The following is a 19,089-nucleotide window of genomic DNA, read 5'->3' as shown; positions in this document are numbered from 1 at the left end:
TACTTAGTGCCCGGAAGCCGGATCGGGCTCATGCAGAGGCTGATGTTCAATGAAGGATCCATCTTCCAGACGCAGCCAGGTGTCGAAGGTCTTGGTGCCTTCAGACAGTCTGATGACCCGGGCTCCGCGCATAAAGCCTTCGCGGCCATAGGTATTGAAGCCGCTGGCCCGGCCATAGCTCAGCTTAATACCGTGCAGGCTTCCGCTGTAGTCGTTGATATGGTCGTGACCGCAGAAGGTGCCCAGCACATCACCCATCTCCAGCAGGGTCGCGAACAAGCCCGAATTTACAGGTGCGCTGCACACGCGCTCGAACTTATTTCCGTAGCAGACCTGAGTGTCCCAGACCTCCTGATATTCCGGCACAGGGATATGGAAAAAGGCAAGGGCAGGCAGCTTATCCTGCCCGTTGTGCGGGTTAAGCCTTGCAGATTCCGCTATCAGCCAGTTGATTTGGCTCGGCTTGACCCAATTATATCCGGGAACATGTGTAAGTTCCGAATAGCTGCCGGAGTCAAGGAAATAGAGTACCGCTGCGGATTCACCGTCACGTTTATTAATGGTTAGCGAATAATTGCCCATTCCTGCGATTTCAGCCGGGCCCGCTTGAGCCAAAGCATGCGGGTGTTCCAGCGCTACTTGCATCAGCTCTTCAGGGGTAATCCGGCTCTCTGTATCATGATTGCCAAGGACAAAGGCCCAAGGGATATTCCGGGCTTCCACGGCAGCAACTGCATCACGGAAGGCTTGCTGCGGGTTCTCGCATTCTTGCTTTCCTGGGGACACTGGTCCGGTATAGATGACATCTCCTGTAAACACGACGAGATCCGGCTGCTCCGCTTCCAGCACACCTTCCATAAGGGCGCGGGTCTGACGATCCTCCGCTCTGCCGTCCATCCAATGAAGATCTGTGAATTGTACGATTTTAAATGTTCCATCCTGTCGAAAAGTTAAGCGGGTGCTCATCCTTTTCATCCCCTCTCTGTCTGTTTCATTCAGTGTCTGATGTTGATTTATGTGTTTTTAGTTGGTTTCATGTTGATTTTAGGTCGGGCTTTACAATTTGTCAAACCTCATTTTACAAAGGGTTTGCACCTTTATTATAGTCTGCTTAGGTTGACAAGTGTGGCAAAGAATTTTACACTTTGAACTGTTCACAGCAGTAAAACAACAACAAAACACATAAAACATTTTAAATGAAATCATATGGTCAGACACGATTCAGGAGGAAGAAGCAGAATGTCCCTAACGTACGAGGAACGAAAGGAAACAATTCTTTCACGGCTTGAAATGGAGGGGAAGATACAGGTTCATGCCTTGGCCGGGCTGTTCAATGTCACAACAGAGACGATTAGGCGGGATTTGGACCGGCTGGAGAAAGAAGGTAGACTACGCAAGGTCTACGGAGGCGCTGTACGGATGCGTTCCGAAATGACGGAGCCGACCTTTCTGAGACGCTCCCAGATGCAGCTGAGCGAGAAGCAGGCGATCGGCCAGTTGGCAGCATCGCTGGTGCGGGATGGAGAGACTGTTATTCTCGATAATGGAACGACGACGCTAGAGATCATGCGCGCCCTGAAGAATCGGGCTCAGGTCACGGTTATTACCAATTCGGCGCCGATTTTGAGCTGTGCGCTTGAGGGGTTTCAGGGCAAGCTGATTTTTACCGGTGGAGAGGTGAATCCCTTGTATCAGGCTGCAACAGGTGTGATGGCCCACGAACTGCTGGATCAGTTCAAGGTCAACAAAGCCTTTATCTCGGCGGGAGGCGTCTCACTGGCAGACGGAATTACTGATTATCATCTGGATGAAGCATTAATCTCTCGCAAAATGATTCAGCGAACAGAGGAAGCGATCCTTGTCGCTGATCATACCAAATTCGGTGCCACCACCTTTGCCCAGATTGCGCCGCTTGAAGGTATAGCTATGGTGCTTACTGATTCCGGCTGCTCCAGGGAATGGCTGGATGCCTTCGCCCGGCTGGATATCGAGGTCTTAGTCGGTGCCCAATAAAGCATAATGCCGCATGGCCCCTTGACCGGTCTGTGAAAACAGGCCGCTCAAGCGGGTCTATTTTGTTTGCAGAGACGGCATTTTCGTGTCATATTAGTATTATTAAACTCTTTTCGCAAAGCGGCGCTTTACCGCGCTACATCTTCTGCGAAGGTATTTCGGAGGGAAGGCATGAAGGAAATGGATGAATTGAAGAGGAAAGTGCTGGAACTGCTCAAGGAGGATGCGCGAAGCTCCACAGCGTTGATGGCCACGCTACTTGGGGCGGAAGAAGCCGATGTAAAGACTGTGATTGAGCAGATGGAACAAGACAATGTTATCGTAAAATATTCCACAGTCGTCAATTGGGATAAGGTGGATGACGAGCGGGTAACCGCACTGATTGAGGTACAAATTACGCCGGAGCGGGGCCGCGGTTTCGAAGGCATCGCCGAGCGGATTTATCTGTACCCGCAAGTGAAATCCGTCTATCTGATGTCTGGTGCATACGATCTGCTGGTGGAAGTGGAAGGCCGTAATCTGCGTGAAGTCGCAAATTTCGTATCCGAGAAGCTGTCGCCGATCGATTCTGTGCTCTCTACCAAAACCAACTTTACGCTCAAAAAATACAAACAGGACGGGATCATCTTCGAGGAGCATGAGGAAGACAACCGTCTGATGATCTCTCCGTAAAGGAAGAACGCCATATGATCACGAACAATACTCAACCTAACGGAGACACCGGCAAGTCCATGAACTCCTATTTGGCCCCACTGGTCCGGGAGATTCAGCCATCAGGCATCCGCAAATTTTTTGATCTGGCAGCTGGCAGCAAGGACATTATCTCACTGGGGGTCGGTGAGCCTGATTTCAAGACTCCTTGGCATGTCCGGGAAGCTTGCGTATATTCTTTGGAAAAAGGCTTCACCGGCTATACCTCCAACGCAGGTATGCCTGAATTGCGGGAGGGAATTGCCAACTACCTGCATAACCGTTTTGCAGTAGATTACGATCCGGCTAACGAAATCATTGCTACAGTAGGGGGAAGCGAGGCGATTGACCTTGCCCTGCGTGCCCTGATCTCACCAGGCGACGAGATTCTGATCCCGGAGCCGTGTTATATTTCATATTCTCCTATAACTGCCATCGGCGGGGGCATTCCCGTTGGCATCGAGACCTTTGGCGAGCATAACTTCAAGCTGACTGCGGAAGGGCTGGAAGCCAAGATCACACCGCGTTCTAAAGTGCTGATCCTGTGCTATCCGAGCAATCCGACGGGTGCGATTATGACACGCGAGGACTGGGAGCCTATTGCAAAAGTCGTGGAAAAACATGATCTCATCGTGATTTCTGATGAAATCTATGCGGAACTGACCTACGGCAGCAACCATGTAAGCTTCCCGTCGCTGCCGGGTATGAAAGACCGCACGATTCTCGTTAGCGGCTTCTCCAAAGCCTTTGCCATGACAGGCTGGCGTATGGGTTACGCCTGCGGTCATCCAGAGCTCATCTCTGCCATGTTGAAGATTCATCAGTACACGGTAATGTGTGCGCCTTCCATGGGGCAGGTTGCCGCGCTGGAGGCGCTGACCAACGGGCTGGAGGAAAAGGATCGGATGACCGATTCCTATAACCAGCGGCGGCGCCTGATCGTGAAGGGCCTGCGGGATGCAGGGCTGGAATGCCATGAGCCGCAGGGGGCGTTTTACGCTTTTCCAAGCATCCGCCATACCGGTCTGAGTTCTGATGAATTCGCCCAGCGGCTGTTGCGTGAAAGTAAGGTCGCCGCGGTACCGGGCAGTGTGTTCGGTTTGGGTGGCGAGGGATATCTTCGTTGCTCGTATGCGACTTCGGTGTCGCAGCTGAATGAGGCCATCGAACGCATTGGAGCCTTTGTTACCAAGCTCGAAAGGGAAAGAACGGAATAAAGAGTAAAATTTATGAAAAGAGTCTAGTAAATCTCTCAATTGCATGGTATAATTTTACTTTGAGAGAGTAAGTGTAGCCTTTAATGACAGTTGGAGGTCAACGTTGCTCTGGAAACGAAGCGGATGCTTTCTAGCCGGTTGTTTCGATGCTATTTTATAGCAGACGCTCAACAAGATTTTTAGGAGGTATGATTGTGCTCAGTGCCGATTATTACTTACCTTCCTATGGCGGGGAATGTTTTTCAGGAAGCGGGAAACGGTCCCCTAAGGGCGATGCTTCTGTACGCAGGCTCTCTTTGGAAGATGAAATTCGGGTATTACGCACCAAGATGGAGCAGCTTTTTTTGCAGGAGAAATCGTTCACCTCGGACAACGTCATTGAAATCAGCAGTCTGCTGGATCTAAAGATAAATGAATATATGAAGGTACGTCCCTGTAGAAGATAATCGTCCGGGGCGCAGCTCGGAGGGCCCATTTGGGCCCTCTTTTTTATGATGATAAAGAAGCCAATCTGGGTGTATTGCCTGACATTTCACATGGGATTGGAAACAATTAGCACAAAACTTCTGGAACCGGTCTGAGTACAAACTCTTGAATCTATCAATCACCCGAGGTGAAGACAACATGAAGAGAACTAGACAAGCGGCACTGCTTCTGCTACTGGCACCGCTGTTGTACTCAGCTCCGGCACATGCCGATAGCGCGTCTGACAATCAAGAGACTGCCATCTATTTGGATGGACGACCCCTTCAATTCGGTGTTCAGCCACTGTTCGTGAATGATACGGTCCTTGTGCCGATGCGCAAGCTGTTTGAGGAGCAGGGAGCCAAGCTCTCTTGGGACAATCAAGCCAAATCGGTGACAGCGACCAAGGGAGAGACCGTGTTGAGTTACCGGATCGGAGATGGGGCTGCTTATACGAATGGTAAGCTGGTCACACTGAGCGTGCCGGGTCAGATCGTTGCCGGGAATACGATGATGCCGCTGCGATATTTTAGTGAGGCGCTGGGCAACCAAGTGAAATGGGACCCGGTTAGTCATGAAATCCGTATTAATTCAGCCCAAGAGTACAACACCAAGATTGTGAGCGCCGTTAATCTACGCACCGTGCCGGATTCGGGAACGGACTCCAGTGTCATTGAATCGCTACCGGCTGGGGAGAAGGTTCAGGTTCTTGAAGAGACCGATGCCCTGTGGCTGAAAGTACGCACAGAGGACAATAAGACAGGTTATATATCTGCAAAACCGGGCTTTAGCGACTACACCAGTCCTTCCCTTGCAGAGCTGCAAGGAAATGCGTTGCTGGCGTATGGAGAGAAGTTCCTGGGCACCCCTTATGAATTCGGTGCTTCTCCGGATCAGACACGTACATTCGACTGTTCATCTTTTGTCGGTCGGGTGTTCAAGGAGGTTCTGTCCATTGATCTGGCGCGTGTCTCCTACAATCAGGCCAAAGAAGGCAAGGAAGTAAGTATCGGAGACCTGCGTAAGGGTGATTTGCTATTCTTCAGTGCGCGCGGACTAAATATTGGGCATGTCGCCATTTATGCCGGAAACAACCGGATTCTGCACACCTATTCGAAGGAACAAGGCGTTCACTACGAAACCTTGGACAGCAAGTGGATGAAACGTTTTGTGACGGCCCGCAGAGTATTTTAGGGTGTACTTTTATCCAGTAATACAAGGTGTGAGGTTATGAATGACAAAATAACAATATTGATACCCTATAATTGTTGTGCTATGGTATTCGTAAAGCAAGCAAGGGGGTAAAGAAGGCACAGCGAATGCTGAGGGCCCTTTTGTCCGGTATTTGTGTAACTTCGATCAATATGAAAAATGAACAGGCATTAACTAAAGAAATGATTCTGGATGCAGCGGAGAGCGTGCTGCGCCGGTTTGGTCCTGATAAAAGCTCGGTAGTAGATGTTGCCCGTGTACTATCGGTCAGCCATGGAACGATCTACCGTCATTTTCCCAGCAAGGCAGTTTTGCGGGCAGCGGTAACGGAGCGGTGGCTGCACCAAATCTCTGATCCGCTGCAGGCAATAGCGGAGGAGAAGGGCGGTAGTACGGCCCAGCGGCTGAGGCAATGGTTTCTGATCCTGTCACAGAGTAAGCTGGCTTACGCTGTAGAAGATCCGGAGATGTTTGCAATGTATACGGCGGTTACCCTGGAGACTGCGGATGTCATCTCGGAACATGTGGACTGTTTAATCTCCCAAATTGCTCAGATCGTTGAGCGGGGGATAAAGCAGGGAGAATTGAAGCCGGGTCAGCCTGAAGTGATGGCGAGAGCGCTGTTTATTGCAATGGCTCATTTTAATCACCCCGCGCATGCTTACGAATGGTCCGAGACCACACTTGGTCAGGATTTTGACTCCGTGTGGGGGCTGCTGATTGAAGGGATCAAAGCCTCTTAATTCAAATGGCTAAAGGTAATGTGTAACAAAAACATAGGGAAGTACTGCTGATTAGACTTATCAGCGGTGCTTCTTTTTTTTATGCAAAATAGAAAAGAAAAAAATAAAATGACAAATATATAAAATTGTCAGTTGATTATTGATATTTGTTATTATATAATCAATTCACCGGACGGATGCAGCACAGAATTCAATTGGGCTCATACGCCAACAAAATCTTAAGGAGATGCATAGCAGCGAAGAAACGTGCCGACATTATGAAGATTGGACTGGTAATCAATCCATTTTTAAGGAGTGACAACATGAATCAAGCTCACAAATCAGTTATTCTCGTCACAGGTGCTTCTACTGGAATAGGCAACTTGTCCGCCCGCACTTTAGCGGCCGCAGGACATATCGTATATGCCAGCATGCGCGATGTTGAAGGGCGGAACGCCCCCCGGGCCAAGGAACTGCACGATTATGCAGCGGAGAATGGATTCAGTATCAAGGCTCTGGAGCTGGATGTTCTCTCTCAGGAATCGGCAGACCGTGCGGTGCAGGTCATTGTGAAAGAGCAGGGTGTTTTGGATGTGGTTATGCATAATGCTGGTCACCTAGTAGTTGGTGTGACTGAGGCTTTTTCCCCGGAAGAAATGGCTAAGGTATATGACACCAACGTTCTCGGGACACAGCGGGTGAACCGGGCGGCTCTGCCGTATATGAGAGCACAGGAATCTGGCCTGCTGCTTTGGATCAGCAGCACTACCGTTCGCGGCGGCTTCCCGCCGTTCCTTGGACCTTATGTAGCTGCCAAAGCGGCTATGGATTCACTTGCCCAAACGATGGCGTATGAAGTCGCTCCTTTCGGGATCGAGACTTCCTTCGTAGTACCCGGTGCCTTCACGAAAGGGACTTCACATTTTCCGAATGCTACCCCTCCAGCTGATGGAGAGACTTCAGCAGCTTACGCAAGAATCAACGGGCTGCTCGATGAGGTTGGCGATAGGCTAAGCGCGCTTACACCTGATGACGCTGATCCCCAAGCTGTAGCGGATGAAGTGGCCCGTATTGTCAGCCTGCCCGCTGGTCAGCGTCCTGTACGATCTGTTATCGATTTTGTCGGTGACGGTGCCGCTGAAGTAACGGAGCTTTCGGAGAAACTGCGGATTGAATTTTTGGAGCGGATTGGACTCGGCGGTTTGTTAGAGGCTGCTGTAACTGTTGATTAAATCTAAATATTGGTGGTAAGTTACTTTCTTTTGTTTGGCTTATATAGTACTACTTGTTCTATTTAATAAATCATTGGAGGTTATTAACATGGGAAACAATCTTTCTGGTAAAGTGGCAGTCGTAACAGGATCATCGAGAGGCATCGGCCGTGCAATTGCAGAGGAACTAGCCCGGAACGGGGCGAAGGTTGTGGTGAATTACAGCAGCAGCCCGGATAAAGCGGAGGAGGTTGTTTCCGAAATTAAGCAAAACGGCGGCGAGGCTGTAGCCATTCAGGCGGATATTAGCAATGTAGCCCAGTTGGAGAAGCTGTTTGAAGAAACAGTGAAGGCTTTTGGCGCCCTGGATATTCTGGTGAACAATGCTGGTGTAATGATGACCAAGCCGCTTGCGGCAGTCACTGAGGAGGATTTTGACAAGCAGTTCGGCATCAATGTGAAAGGAACCTTCTTTGCTATCCAGCAAGCGGTCAAACACATGGGTCAGGGCGGCCGGATCATCAATTTCTCCACTTCTGTCGCTGGTGTAATGTTCCCGACGTACAGCGTTTACGCAGGCAGCAAGGGTGCAGTAGAGCAATTTACCCGCCAACTAGCGAAGGAGCTTGGACCTAAGGGAATCACCATTAACGCTGTCGCACCGGGTCCAGTGAACACCGAGCTGTTCACTGTGGGTAAATCGGAGGAGCAGATTGACGGTATTCGTAAAATGAATGCTTTCGGACGTCTGGGAGAGCCGGAGGATATCGCAGGGGCGGTTGTGTTCCTGGCCAGCGACGCATCCGGTTGGGTGACCGGTCAGACATTGCGTGTCAACGGGGGTATGGTGTAAAAAGGTAGGATTTCTATTTGCAGAATTGAAAACAAGCAACGAGCCATGGTCCATGGGGATCCGGCTCGTTGCTTGTTTTTGCTTCTCTAGGGTGTCACATACTTACGAGGCTACGGTACAAACCGAACCTTTTCCTCAATTAGGGCCTTGCTATGTTTATTGTAAAAATTTCAAGTTGATTTCTATATATTTGCCTTCTTTGCGCAAGTGCGTTTAAACTGTTATTATGTGATTTTTAGGACTAAGGGGGAAGCGGATTGAAGGGAAAGTGGAAAGGCAGCATAGCCGTTGCACTGCTGGTAATGATGACGTTGATTGCAGGCTGCGGTGGGGGGAACACGAAGGATACGGTGAATATCTTTATGATGTTGAACGGAGTGAATCCCGATACCAAGGTTGTTCAGGGCTTTGAGAGCCACCTGAAGGACAAGCTGGGCGACGAGGCTAAGGTGGAGTTCAGCACAGCACCGATCTATAATATCCAGAAGCTGATGGTTGAATACGCGGCTGCTATGAATGATATTGTAATCCTGTCGAAGGAAGATGTGCTCAACTATGGCAAAAGCGGGGCCAACCGCCCGCTGGACGAATATTTTAATCCGGACGATTACCCGGAAGGCGTCTTTGAAGGCGGGGTAGTGAAGGAAGGAAGCAAGGATATTGTTCAGGAGAAGCATTTGTTTGCGATTCCGTTGTCCAAGCTGAAGATGTTCAAGGATGCCGGCTTTGCGCCTGATGATGCGTTTCTGACAATTGCCGTTTCGGCGGACAGTCTGGAACAGAGCATTGCAGCGATTAAAGCCATGATGGAATAGATTGATTCACAGTATTGGTGAAAAGTGGAGGAGAGTACGTTATGAAAATTTATACACGTACCGGCGATAAAGGGGAGACCTCAGTCATCGGAGGCAGGGTAGCCAAGGACGATGTCCGGGTAGAAGCTTATGGAACTATCGATGAGCTGAACGGCTTTGTAGGACAGGCACGTAGTCTGATGGAAGACGAGAAGTTCGCCGATGTCCGGGAGCAGCTGCTGGAGATTCAGCACGAGTTATTCGACTGCGGCTCGGATCTGGCTTACGTAACGCTAAGCGACAATAACTATAAGGTGAATATTGAGATGGCCGAGCGGCTGGAGGACTGGATCGACAGTTTGGAAAGTGAGAATCCGGCGCTGGAACGGTTTATCCTCCCTGGAGGAAGTCAGCTGTCGTCTGTGCTGCATGTCTGCCGCACCATCTGTCGTCGTGCTGAACGGCGGACCGTGACGCTTGCTCGAAACAGCGAGGTGAACCCGGAGGTCGTCATTTACCTGAACCGTCTATCTGATTACTTCTTCGCACTGGCCCGCACTGCTAATACAAGAACAGGGATTGCTGACGTAGAATATGTGCGCGGTAAAAAGGTGTTCCGGAATTAACATGACTAGCTATTATTCACCCATATCTTATATTATCCCACCGGAAGAGGACGGCTGGTTGCTCAAGACCATCTTGCATAAACGGATGGATGTTTCACGCAAGCTTTTGTCCAGGCTCAAAATGACGGAGCAAGGCATTATGGTCAACGGAGAGCGTGTTTATATCAGCGTGAAGATCCGGACCGGAGATATTGTAGAAATTCGCATGGAGACGGAAGTCTCCGAGGATATTTTACCCCAGCCGATTCCCTTCGAATCGTTGTATGAAGACGAGCATTTGCTGGTGGTCAACAAAGCAGCAGGGATCATCGTGCATCCGACTCACGGCCATTATACGGACACCTTAGCGAACGGCATTGTTCATTACTGGGCGGAAAAAGGGGAGCGCTACCGCTTCCGGCCGGTACACCGGCTGGATCAGGAGACTTCGGGCGTTTTAGTTATCGCCAAAAACCCGTTTGCGCACCAGCACATCTCTGAGCAGATGATTGCCGGAACGGTGGACAAGCGGTATACGGCCTTCGTACATGGCGTACCGGCAGTGCCGGAAGGTGATATCGATGGGCCGATCGATCGTGATCCGGCGGAGCCCCACCGGCGCATTGTGACGCCGGATGGCTATCCTTCCTTGACCCGTTACAAGGTCATGGAAACCTATAGCGGAGGCTCACGAGTAGAGCTGAAGCTGGAGACCGGGCGCACGCATCAGATCCGTGTGCATATGACCTCTATCGGCTGTCCGCTGATCGGTGACGGTATGTACCGGCACCCGCTATACAGCGAGGCCGTGCCGACGCCTGCCCAGCAAGCACAGCTGGCAGGGATTGCTGCGCTGGATGCTGCGATGCCGCGTCAGGCGCTGCATGCAGTGAGGCTTTCACTGCGGCATCCGGTGCTGCCGCAGAACCTGATCTTTGAAGCGCCATTGCCGCCGGATATGGCGGCTTTGGAGAGTGAGCTGAAGCAGGGGAAGCCGGAGCCCACGCTTGAAGCTTAAGATGGGCTTTGATAGCGGGAAAACATACCGTTAAATAGTACCTTTCGCAGCAATTACTAGAGTTGTACATTCGAGCAGAGGTGAGGTGCAGTGGCACTCTGCTCGCTATTCATGATAAAGGAGCACACGATGAGCACATTGAAAGTCTATCACTATACAAAATGCGGCACCTGCCGCAATGCGATCAAATGGCTGCAGGGACAAGGCCATGAACTGGATCTGCAGGATATTAAGGAACAGCCTCCAGGAGTGGAGGAGCTGCGTGAACTATTCAAGAACAGCGGACTGGAGCTGAAGAAGTTCTTTAATACCAGTGGTGATGTCTATAAATCGCAGGGGCTCAAGGATAAGCTGCCAGGTCTTAGCGAGCAAGAGCAACTGGAGCTTTTGTCCAGCAACGGAATGTTGATTAAACGTCCAATCGTCAGCGATGGAACCAAGGTTACCGTAGGATTCAAGGAAGACCAGTATGCAGGGGCCTGGAGCAACGTCTGACCCCAATAACGAATAAGATGAATTAGGAGAGGTTTACACATGACAGCAGAAACGAAGGGTCGCGTGATGATCGTGGACGGAATGGCTCTGCTGTTCCGTGCCTATTACGCTACCGCCTATGGCGGATATATCCGCAAGACAAGTGCAGGACTGCCGACAAACGCCGTTTACGGCTTCTTGCAGTATTTTTTCGACGCGGTCAGCACATTTAATCCTACGCATGTAGTATGCTGCTGGGATATGGGTAAGGGCACGTTCCGTACCGAGAAATATGATGGTTATAAGTCAAACCGGGCGGAGCCGCCGCTGGAGCTGATTCCTCAGTTTGATTTGGTCAAGGAAGTTGTAGCAGAGCTTGGCGTACCCAATGTCGGGCTGGTAGGCTATGAAGCTGATGATTGCATCGGCACACTGGCAGCGGGTTATGGTGAAGAATCCGAGGTTTACATTATCACTGGAGATCATGATATGCTGCAGCTTGTTACGGACAACGTGAAAGTCGTGATTATGAAAAAAGGCCGTTCCAATTATAAAGTGTATGATCCTGCGGAACTGCTGGCTGATAAAGGCCTTACGCCTGCCCAGGTTATCGACTTGAAGGGCTTCATGGGCGACACAAGCGACAACTATCCTGGCGTTCGCGGCATCGGCGAGAAGACGGCGCTTAAGCTTCTAACAGATTATGGTACGGTCGAAGGCGTTATCGAGAATTTGCAATTGCTGCCTAAGGGTGTGCGGACCAAGATCGAAGCTGATCTTGACATGCTGCACTTGTCACGGGATCTTGCGCAAATCCGCTGTGATGTGCCGGTAGCCTGCGAACTGTCCGAATGTCTGTGGGAAGTACGGCACGAGTCTGCCGCCCGCAAATTCAAAGAGCTGGAATTCGGCAGCCTGATGCACCTGATTGCCGAGATTCAGGAAGAAGAAGGTATTGTGCAGATCGAGCTTGGCGATTTGGGTTAGAGCAAAATAAGGTTAGAGTCTAGTGAAAAGCCCTGCGGTGCAGGGCTTTTTGGTATGGCCTCAAGAGGGAATAGGGTGATAAAACTGCTAATATTCCCAATTTTTTATCAGTAAAGATGAGGAACACATGAATTGTGACTGCTCCGCTCTGATTGCATAGTATATTGAGTTCAGTGTTTGGATAACACATTTATTTTTCCCGGAGGTAGCATGTATGAAATCCAGAAACAGTAATACGTCGGCTTATCTGGCCGCTATTCTTTATGCCTCAATTATTGGTTTTTCCTTTTTATTCGTCAAAATGACGGTTACCGAGGCCAATCCGCTGGATGTGCTGGCGCATCGCTTCGCGATCGGCTGGATCGCGGTGGCTGTACCGTTTCTTTTCGGCTGGGTCCGGCTACGCTTCACTTGGAGTGATGTCCGAAGACTACTCCCGCTGGGACTGCTGTCTCCAGTACTGTTCTTTGCTCTTCAGGCTTTTGGCCTAATGAGCGCCTCCTCGTCGGAAGCCGGCATCATTCTGGCAATGGTTCCGCTATTTACCGCGCCGATTGCGGCTTTTTTTCTTAAAGAACGGACGAACCTTATCCAGAAGCTGTCCATCCTGCTATCTGTATCAGGTGTTATTTTCATCTTCGCGATGAAGGGAGGCGCTGGCTGGAGTGGAGGCAGTGTAGTTGGACTGGTACTGCTGGTGCTGTCGGCACTAAGCATGGCAGGTTTCAGTGTACTGGCCCGGCCATTGACGCGGAAGTACACGCCTTTGGAAATCTCTTTTGTTACGATGGCTATGGGCTTTATTTTGTTCGCGGCTGCAGCTCTGATCAGGCATGGAACGGCAGGGTCACTGAACCTCTTTTTCCAACCGTTCGCAGATTCCAAGTATTTGTTGGCTCTGTTGTACCTGGGCATTCTGTCTACGGTGATTAGCAACATGTTATCCACCTATGCTCTAGGTCGCCTGGAAGCTTCCAAGGTCAGCGTCTTCAATAACCTGTCCACGTTAATCTCTATTATCGCCGGAGCTTTGATTCTGCACGAAGAATTGACAGTGGCTCATATCATCGGGACAGTTATGATTATTATTGGGGTGCTTGGCACCAACTTCGGAAAGCTTCCGTGGAAACGACGGACGGCTATTATCCCGCTGAATGTGAAAAAAGAAACGGGGTCTTGAATTTGAGAGCAGCGTCGATCCTATATCTGACTTGGTTGGGGACGGCTCTTTTTGCACTATATAGAACGCATTAAAAACTAACATAATCAAGAAAAAAGAGACTTTATAGAAGAAGGATCGAAGTGCAATTAACGGAAATTAATAGGTAACTAACAGGTAACTAACAGGAATTAATAGAGATTAACGTAGATTAGTAGGTGCAAATAGATGCTAGGGCGTGTCTGAAAACTAGATATTGCTTCATAAGCGAAAACGCAGGGGAAGGCAGACTCTCGAAATCGAATTGAGGCATGCTCAATGGTATACTGTGGAAAGTAAAAACAGGCGCTCCTTGGCGTGATTTACCTGAATGATTTGGTCCTTGAAAAACCGTGTACTCTCGATTCCGTTTATGGAGCAAAGCAGACCAAAGCAGACCTTTTGAAAAGATATTTGAGTCCTTGGCTAGCGATGCGGACTTGCAGGATGTCTCTCTAGACAGCACTTCCTGTAAAGCGCATCAGCACGCAGCAGGGGCTAAAAAGGGGCTGAAAAAACGAACCAAGAAATCGGACTTTCCCGTGGTGGAATGTTTTTTCAACAAACTCAAGCAATTTCGTGGAATTGCAACACGCTATGACGAGCTCTCGCGAAATTTTCTGAGCTTTGTTTTTCTCGTCTCCGCTATAATTTTGTTGCACTATTGAAATTAGTTTTCAGACAGGCCCTAGGTGATCCTCGACATTATATAGGGACTTAATGGGCAGTTAAATGCAGTGATATCTTCTTGATTAAGTAGGGTTACAACGAAGACGTTTTGCCAGATACAATCTCTGCGTAACCATTCGCCCGCTGTGATAGAATTGAGAGAAATTGCTTTTAGTCTGTACCGAAAGGGAAATTGCTGATGAAATCTTTGTCCTATAACAGGGGCTATATGGCCGTGAGTATTGCTCTGATCTATGTCTGCATTCAAAGGCTTCCCGATGCGCCTGCAGCCCGGTGGGCGGAGATCGGACTATGTTTCTTGTATGTCGCGGGGTTAGGCGCTGTTTTTAAGCTCTCTTCGCTACGCGCCCTGTCTCTGGTATTTGCCTTGCTATATGGTGCGGCGCTCGCTTACGGTTTTTTCTTCAAGGATCAGTTTTCCCTGCTCTTAATCCTGCAGGGGTTTCTTACCAGCTTTATTGCCCTCAAACTGCCGGACTTGCTTTCTGCACTAGAAGCAGGGACTTTCCTGATGATTACCTTTGTCCTGCTCGTTTATGATCAAGACTATACATGGGTGTCGCTACTTCGGCAGGAACTGTTCATTCATATCGGCTTGTACGCTTTGATGCGCACGGTTCGGATCAATCGGGGGCGGGATATAGAAAGGATGGAGCATGCAGAAGAACAGCGTCGTAATGCGGAGGAACTAACCGTTGTCCACGCCGAACTTGCGCAGACGCATGACCAGCTTCGGCGGGCGCACGAGGAACTTGAACGGGCGACGCTGCAGTCGCTGCGTTATGCGGTGCTCGAAGAACGGAGCCGGATCGCCAGGGATATTCACGACAGTATCGGGCACCGGCTGACGTCTGTCATTGTGCAGCTCCAGGCCTTGCCTTACGTGCTGAGAAACGATGAAGCTAAGTCGGCGGAAATCGTGAAAAATGTGCTAGGGGTCGCACGCAGCTGTCTGCAGGAGGTACGCACGGTCGTACACAATATGGGCGTGGATGAGACCGGAGCGGGAGCCGTTTCGCTACGCAGTCTGGTGCAGCAGACCACATCATCATTTGATCTGGACATTACTCTGGACCTGGACGAAAGCGAAGATCAGGATACCTGGCCGCTAGATACTGCCGTCGTGCTGTACCGCTGTCTTCAGGAGGCGCTGACAAACACCATCCGCCATGCGCAAGCGAAACGGGTTGAAGTTTCTATAAAGCGGAGCGGAGAAGAAATAATGCTTCATTACCGCGATGACGGAGAGCTTGCATCTGGCAGTGATTTGCATGAAGGCTTCGGGCTAAACGGCATTCGCAAGCGCTGTGCGGAGGCGGGAGGACGTTGTGAGATCGGAGCGCAGGAACCACACGGTTTCGGCATGAATATTTGGCTGCCTCTGGCAGCACTGAAGGAGAAAGAAACGTATGGATAAAGCGCGTATTCTGCTGGTGGACGATCAACCGCTCGTTAGGCAGGGCCTAAAATATATTATTGAGGCACAGTCCGACATGGAGGTGGCCGGCGAAGCGGGCAACGGTCTCGATGCTGTGAGACTGGCGCAGGAGACAATGCCGCATCTCATTCTCATGGATGTGCAGATGCCAGAGTTAGACGGGATTGAAGCAACCCGGCGTATTCTGGCGCAGCAGCCGGACTGCCGGATCGTCATTCTGACAACGTTCGATACAGAAGAGTATGTTTATGAAGGGATTCGTGCGGGAGGAATCGGCTACCTTCTTAAGGACACGGAACCGGAAGAGCTGCTGATGGCCATCCGCGCCACGCTGCGAGGCGAGGTCATCTTCCGGACCGCACTTGCCGCAAAGCTGATCGGGCAGGTATTTCAGAAGTTGCAGGCAGATGCCGCTGCGAAAGCCGGCGTTGAAACGTCGGAACACGGAGGAGACACAGATGGAGACTTGTCTTTGATCCAGGCTTTTACCAACCGTGAGCTAGAAGTGCTCCAGCAGATGGCCTACGGCCTGCGAAACGAAGAAATTGCCGCGAAGCTGTTTGTCAGCGAAAGCACAGTCAAAACGCATGTCCACCGTATTCTGCAGAAATTTGACGTCCAGGATCGTACGCAGGCGGTCGTCTACGCTATCCGCAATGGAATCGTTAAGTAGGTATTTCTCATGAGCAAGGGCCGGTAAATGCCGGTTCTTTTTTTTATGGATACAGGACTATTTAAAACAATCATTCACTCGTCTATCCACCTGCAGATTGATTCGCGCGGACAGCAGAATCGATCCACTGATGGACGCGGTACCTCCTTAAGTCCGGTAAGATGAGGACATCCCAAAACGAAACAACAACCAAGGAGGAACTCAATAAATGACAACTAGTACCTGGATTTCCATCATCGCCACTTTTGCAGTAATCGTATTTAGCACTTTCGGACGCAAATCCTTTAACGGCATTCGTCTTCTCATTCCTGTCGGCATCCTCGGATACTTCGGCGCCACTTACCTGAAGGATGTGCCGACCGGCGGCAACAACGGCTGGCTTCTTGCAGCATCTATCCTGTTCGGCGCTCTGATCGGCGTCGTGCTGATTGGCCTCGCCAGTGTCGAACGTGATGACAAAGGTAAAACGTATGTAACAACCGGTATTGCTAGCGTTGCCGTAATGGCAATTGTTTTCATTCTGCGTATTGTACTGATCGAATGGGTAACACATCATCTGGAGAAGGCTTATCTCTATTCGGTCCAGCATCATTTTGACCTGAATTTAATTGCACCGGCATTCGTCCTGATGGCTATAGCCATGGTAGTGGTTCGAATCGGCGGTGTAGTCGTTAAAGTAAAGCGGGTGAAAATCGGAGCGGAGCTCCGGGATAAGCGCGTGTTAAACTGAGGAATGAAATCCGTTAGTGTATCAGTTAATTCCGGCACCATGTATGTATCTGTGTACTCTATATCACCATCACTATAGTGGCAAAGCAATAGCCCGCGCTTAACGCGGGTTTTCTTCAAAATATAAGGGTTTATATGTCTTACGTTATATATGGCTCTTATATTTCTCGCTGAAACTGATGCCGTCTCCTAGAGGACGGCTAAGCCGTTTCTGCTTGCATCTACTCCATTTTCCCAGTAGCAGCGAGCATTAGGATTCTTCTCAAAACTAACTATTCGTTCCGATTTTGATTTGCAGCCTGCGCTGTGCGGGATTCTTGACGGGGCAGAAATAGGTCTGATCGGGAAGGGTGGCAAAGCCGCTTTTATGCGATAGCCCGTTATCGACCGGAAGGATGACCCCTGTAATGAAGGAAACGTGATCACTAAGCAGCCAGGCCCCAAATTCCACATTTTGCATCCCGCCCAAGTCCAATACGAAAGATCCTCGGGCATGTGATTTTCACCGCTATAAAGAACGTCATGTGGTGGAATGTTTTTTCAACAAACTCAAGCAATTTCGTGGAATTGCAACACGCTATGACAAGCTCTCACGAAATTTTTTGAGCTTTGTTTTTCTCGCCTCCGCTATAATTTTGTTGAAGTAGCATTATTGAAATTAGTTTTCAGACACGCCCTAATAGGTGCTAATAGAGATAAATAGAAATTAACGGCATTTTCGTACCTTAAATTCTTTGCAACCAGGGTTTAGTGGAGATTAAGTGCAATATTGTACCTTAAATATTCAAAAATACCCCAACCAGTGTGTTTTTTCGGAAAATAAGATACAAAAATGCCCTTATTTCCCTCATTTACCTATATTAAAGAAAAATAAGGTACGAAAATGCCGTTAGTTGGGAGGGGGCCCCTCTTTTTCACTTTTAAGACGACTGGTGAGGGGGAATATACCGCTTCTCGTGACAACGTTGGATTTGAATAGTCATGGATATAGGTCTTGTTGTCGACAGTCCATGTTCCGGGGCTAGCTTTTCCAATGGAAAGCTTTCAGGCGAGACTCAAAAAAGACTCTTTAAAGGAGTTTTTTTGATGTTGTGTCAACCGCTTGTTATATCCCTGTAGTCCAAGTATAATGTGGATTAGAGAGCGCTTTAATAATGGGCAGCCAATACGGGTCTGCTGTTTATGGAGAAGGGGGATTACTTGCAGTGAAATTGCTGGGAGCGATAGAAGCAGGAGGAACAAAGTTTGTCTGCGGGATCGGAACAGAGGATGGCAATATTATTGACCGGATCAGCTTTCCGACTTTAACGCCGGAAGAGACGATGGGGCAGGTATTGAATTATTTCAAGGATAAAGGCGTGGAGTCGATCGGAATCGGTTCGTTTGGACCGATTGATCCGGTGCTCGGCAGTCCTACTTATGGATATATAACGACGACACCGAAGCCGCACTGGGGGCAATATAACCTTGTCGGCACTGTGGCGGAGCACTTTAATGTGCCGATCGGTTTTGATACGGATGTCAATGGTGCAGCACTTGGTGAATACACGTGGGGTGCAGCGCGTGGTTTGGACAGCTGTCTCTATATTACTGTTGGAACAGGCATCGGCGCTGGCGCAGTGGTGGGCGGCAAGCTGATTCATGGACTCTCACACCCGGAGATGGGCCATATTCTCGTCCGCCGTCATCCAGAAGACAAATACGAGGGCTTCTGCCCTTATCATGGCGATTGTCTGGAAGGTCTGGCAGCTGGTCCGGCCATTGGTAGCCGCTGGGGCCAGCCTGCGGGTGAATTGCCTGCCGATCATCCTGCATGGGAGATGGAGGCACACTATCTGGCGCATGCCCTGATGAATTACGTGCTGATTCTGTCTCCGCAGAAGATCGTTATGGGCGGTGGGGTTATGAAGCAAAGTCAGTTGTTCCCGTTGATCCACAAGAAGTTGCAGGAACTGCTGAATGGCTATGTGCAGCATCCGGCCCTGAATGAAGGTATCGGTAACTACGTTGTTCCGCCTCAGTTAGGAGACAATGCAGGTTTGGCCGGTGCGATCGGCCTTGCTAAGCTGGCCTTAGACAGAGAGCAGTAAGAAATAGGGA

Annotated in this window: 20 protein-coding genes and 3 pseudogenes; 21 read left to right on the top strand and 2 right to left on the bottom strand. The window is 49.8% G+C overall.

Going from position 1 to position 19,089, the window contains the following annotated elements; translation table 11 throughout:
* Window positions 1-3: 3 nt before the first annotated feature.
* The gene (locus ACFRAM_RS06470; protein WP_379465044.1) at window positions 4-966 is read right to left on the bottom strand and encodes a metallophosphoesterase family protein; all 963 of its coding nucleotides are present in this window, start codon (window positions 964-966) and stop codon (window positions 4-6) included.
* A gap of 273 nt (window positions 967-1,239) precedes the next feature.
* Between ACFRAM_RS06470 and ACFRAM_RS06465 the strand changes: the two genes are divergently transcribed.
* From ACFRAM_RS06465 to ACFRAM_RS06375, 19 genes and pseudogenes are all read left to right on the top strand, one after another.
* Window positions 1,240-2,013, top strand: a complete 774-nt coding sequence (locus ACFRAM_RS06465; RefSeq protein ID WP_379465043.1) for a DeoR/GlpR family DNA-binding transcription regulator — start codon at window positions 1,240-1,242, stop codon at window positions 2,011-2,013.
* A 171-nt stretch (window positions 2,014-2,184) separates the two neighbouring features.
* Window positions 2,185-2,685, top strand: coding sequence for an Lrp/AsnC family transcriptional regulator (locus tag ACFRAM_RS06460; protein WP_175374130.1), 501 nt, complete (start codon window positions 2,185-2,187; stop codon window positions 2,683-2,685).
* A gap of 14 nt (window positions 2,686-2,699) precedes the next feature.
* Window positions 2,700-3,920 carry an aminotransferase class I/II-fold pyridoxal phosphate-dependent enzyme gene (locus ACFRAM_RS06455; protein WP_175374131.1) on the top strand — a complete coding sequence of 407 codons (1,221 nt, stop codon included), beginning with the start codon at window positions 2,700-2,702 and terminating at the stop codon, window positions 3,918-3,920.
* Between the two features lie 188 nt (window positions 3,921-4,108).
* Entirely contained in the window at window positions 4,109-4,366 is a 258-nt protein-coding gene (locus ACFRAM_RS06450; RefSeq protein ID WP_175374132.1) for an aspartyl-phosphate phosphatase Spo0E family protein, read from the top strand.
* Between the two features lie 178 nt (window positions 4,367-4,544).
* A complete protein-coding gene (locus tag ACFRAM_RS06445) occupies window positions 4,545-5,579 on the top strand; it encodes a C40 family peptidase (RefSeq protein ID WP_379465042.1) in 1,035 nt (344 codons plus the stop codon).
* A 125-nt stretch (window positions 5,580-5,704) separates the two neighbouring features.
* Entirely contained in the window at window positions 5,705-6,340 is a 636-nt protein-coding gene (locus ACFRAM_RS06440) for a TetR/AcrR family transcriptional regulator (RefSeq protein ID WP_379465041.1), read from the top strand.
* A 302-nt stretch (window positions 6,341-6,642) separates the two neighbouring features.
* Window positions 6,643-7,551 carry an SDR family oxidoreductase gene (locus ACFRAM_RS06435; RefSeq protein ID WP_379465040.1) on the top strand — a complete coding sequence of 303 codons (909 nt, stop codon included), beginning with the start codon at window positions 6,643-6,645 and terminating at the stop codon, window positions 7,549-7,551.
* An 88-nt stretch (window positions 7,552-7,639) separates the two neighbouring features.
* Entirely contained in the window at window positions 7,640-8,383 is a 744-nt protein-coding gene (locus ACFRAM_RS06430; RefSeq protein WP_175374135.1) for an SDR family oxidoreductase, read from the top strand.
* A gap of 257 nt (window positions 8,384-8,640) precedes the next feature.
* Complete coding sequence (locus ACFRAM_RS06425) at window positions 8,641-9,198, top strand: type 2 periplasmic-binding domain-containing protein (RefSeq protein ID WP_083205325.1); 558 nt, start codon at window positions 8,641-8,643, stop codon at window positions 9,196-9,198.
* Between the two features lie 41 nt (window positions 9,199-9,239).
* On the top strand, window positions 9,240-9,803 hold the full coding sequence (locus ACFRAM_RS06420) for a cob(I)yrinic acid a,c-diamide adenosyltransferase (protein ID WP_379465039.1): 564 nt from the start codon (window positions 9,240-9,242) through the stop codon (window positions 9,801-9,803).
* A gap of 1 nt (window position 9,804) precedes the next feature.
* Window positions 9,805-10,800 carry an RluA family pseudouridine synthase gene (locus tag ACFRAM_RS06415; protein ID WP_379465038.1) on the top strand — a complete coding sequence of 332 codons (996 nt, stop codon included), beginning with the start codon at window positions 9,805-9,807 and terminating at the stop codon, window positions 10,798-10,800.
* A gap of 129 nt (window positions 10,801-10,929) precedes the next feature.
* Entirely contained in the window at window positions 10,930-11,295 is a 366-nt protein-coding gene (locus tag ACFRAM_RS06410; RefSeq protein WP_066373901.1) for an arsenate reductase family protein, read from the top strand.
* A 39-nt stretch (window positions 11,296-11,334) separates the two neighbouring features.
* A complete protein-coding gene (locus tag ACFRAM_RS06405; protein WP_175374139.1) occupies window positions 11,335-12,261 on the top strand; it encodes a 5'-3' exonuclease in 927 nt (308 codons plus the stop codon).
* A 214-nt stretch (window positions 12,262-12,475) separates the two neighbouring features.
* Complete coding sequence (locus ACFRAM_RS06400; protein ID WP_379465037.1) at window positions 12,476-13,441, top strand: DMT family transporter; 966 nt, start codon at window positions 12,476-12,478, stop codon at window positions 13,439-13,441.
* A gap of 293 nt (window positions 13,442-13,734) precedes the next feature.
* Window positions 13,735-14,009 (top strand): annotated as a pseudogene (locus ACFRAM_RS06395) (transposase); the annotation flags it as partial.
* Window positions 14,005-14,127 (top strand): annotated as a pseudogene (locus tag ACFRAM_RS06390) (IS5-like element ISSoc13 family transposase); the annotation flags it as partial. The pseudogenes ACFRAM_RS06395 and ACFRAM_RS06390, both read left to right, overlap by 5 nt.
* Window positions 14,128-14,363: 236 nt before the next feature.
* Window positions 14,364-15,566: a sensor histidine kinase gene (locus ACFRAM_RS06385; protein WP_379465036.1), complete on the top strand. Its 1,203-nt coding sequence runs from the start codon at window positions 14,364-14,366 to the stop codon at window positions 15,564-15,566.
* Window positions 15,559-16,260, top strand: a complete 702-nt coding sequence (locus ACFRAM_RS06380; RefSeq protein WP_379465035.1) for a response regulator — start codon at window positions 15,559-15,561, stop codon at window positions 16,258-16,260. Before ACFRAM_RS06385 ends, ACFRAM_RS06380 begins: the two co-directional genes overlap by 8 nt.
* A gap of 208 nt (window positions 16,261-16,468) precedes the next feature.
* Window positions 16,469-16,990, top strand: coding sequence for a CcdC protein domain-containing protein (locus ACFRAM_RS06375; protein ID WP_379465034.1), 522 nt, complete (start codon window positions 16,469-16,471; stop codon window positions 16,988-16,990).
* 267 nt (window positions 16,991-17,257) lie between these two features.
* Here the strand turns inward: ACFRAM_RS06375 and ACFRAM_RS06370 are convergent, their stop codons facing one another.
* Entirely contained in the window at window positions 17,258-17,464 is a 207-nt protein-coding gene (locus ACFRAM_RS06370; protein ID WP_379465033.1) for a hypothetical protein, read from the bottom strand.
* Here ACFRAM_RS06370 and ACFRAM_RS06365 point away from each other — a divergent pair.
* Window positions 17,448-17,636 (top strand): annotated as a pseudogene (locus tag ACFRAM_RS06365) (transposase); the annotation flags it as partial. The gene ACFRAM_RS06370 and the pseudogene ACFRAM_RS06365 sit on opposite strands and share 17 nt — an antisense overlap.
* A gap of 558 nt (window positions 17,637-18,194) precedes the next feature.
* Complete coding sequence (locus ACFRAM_RS06360) at window positions 18,195-19,079, top strand: ROK family protein (protein ID WP_379465032.1); 885 nt, start codon at window positions 18,195-18,197, stop codon at window positions 19,077-19,079.
* Window positions 19,080-19,089 lie beyond the last annotated feature (10 nt).

The sequence above is a fragment of the Paenibacillus sp. NPDC056722 genome (assembly GCF_042790635.1).
GTDB lineage: Bacteria > Bacillota > Bacilli > Paenibacillales > Paenibacillaceae > Paenibacillus_AQ > Paenibacillus_AQ agri.
This window is presented reverse-complemented; position numbering and strand designations above follow the sequence as displayed.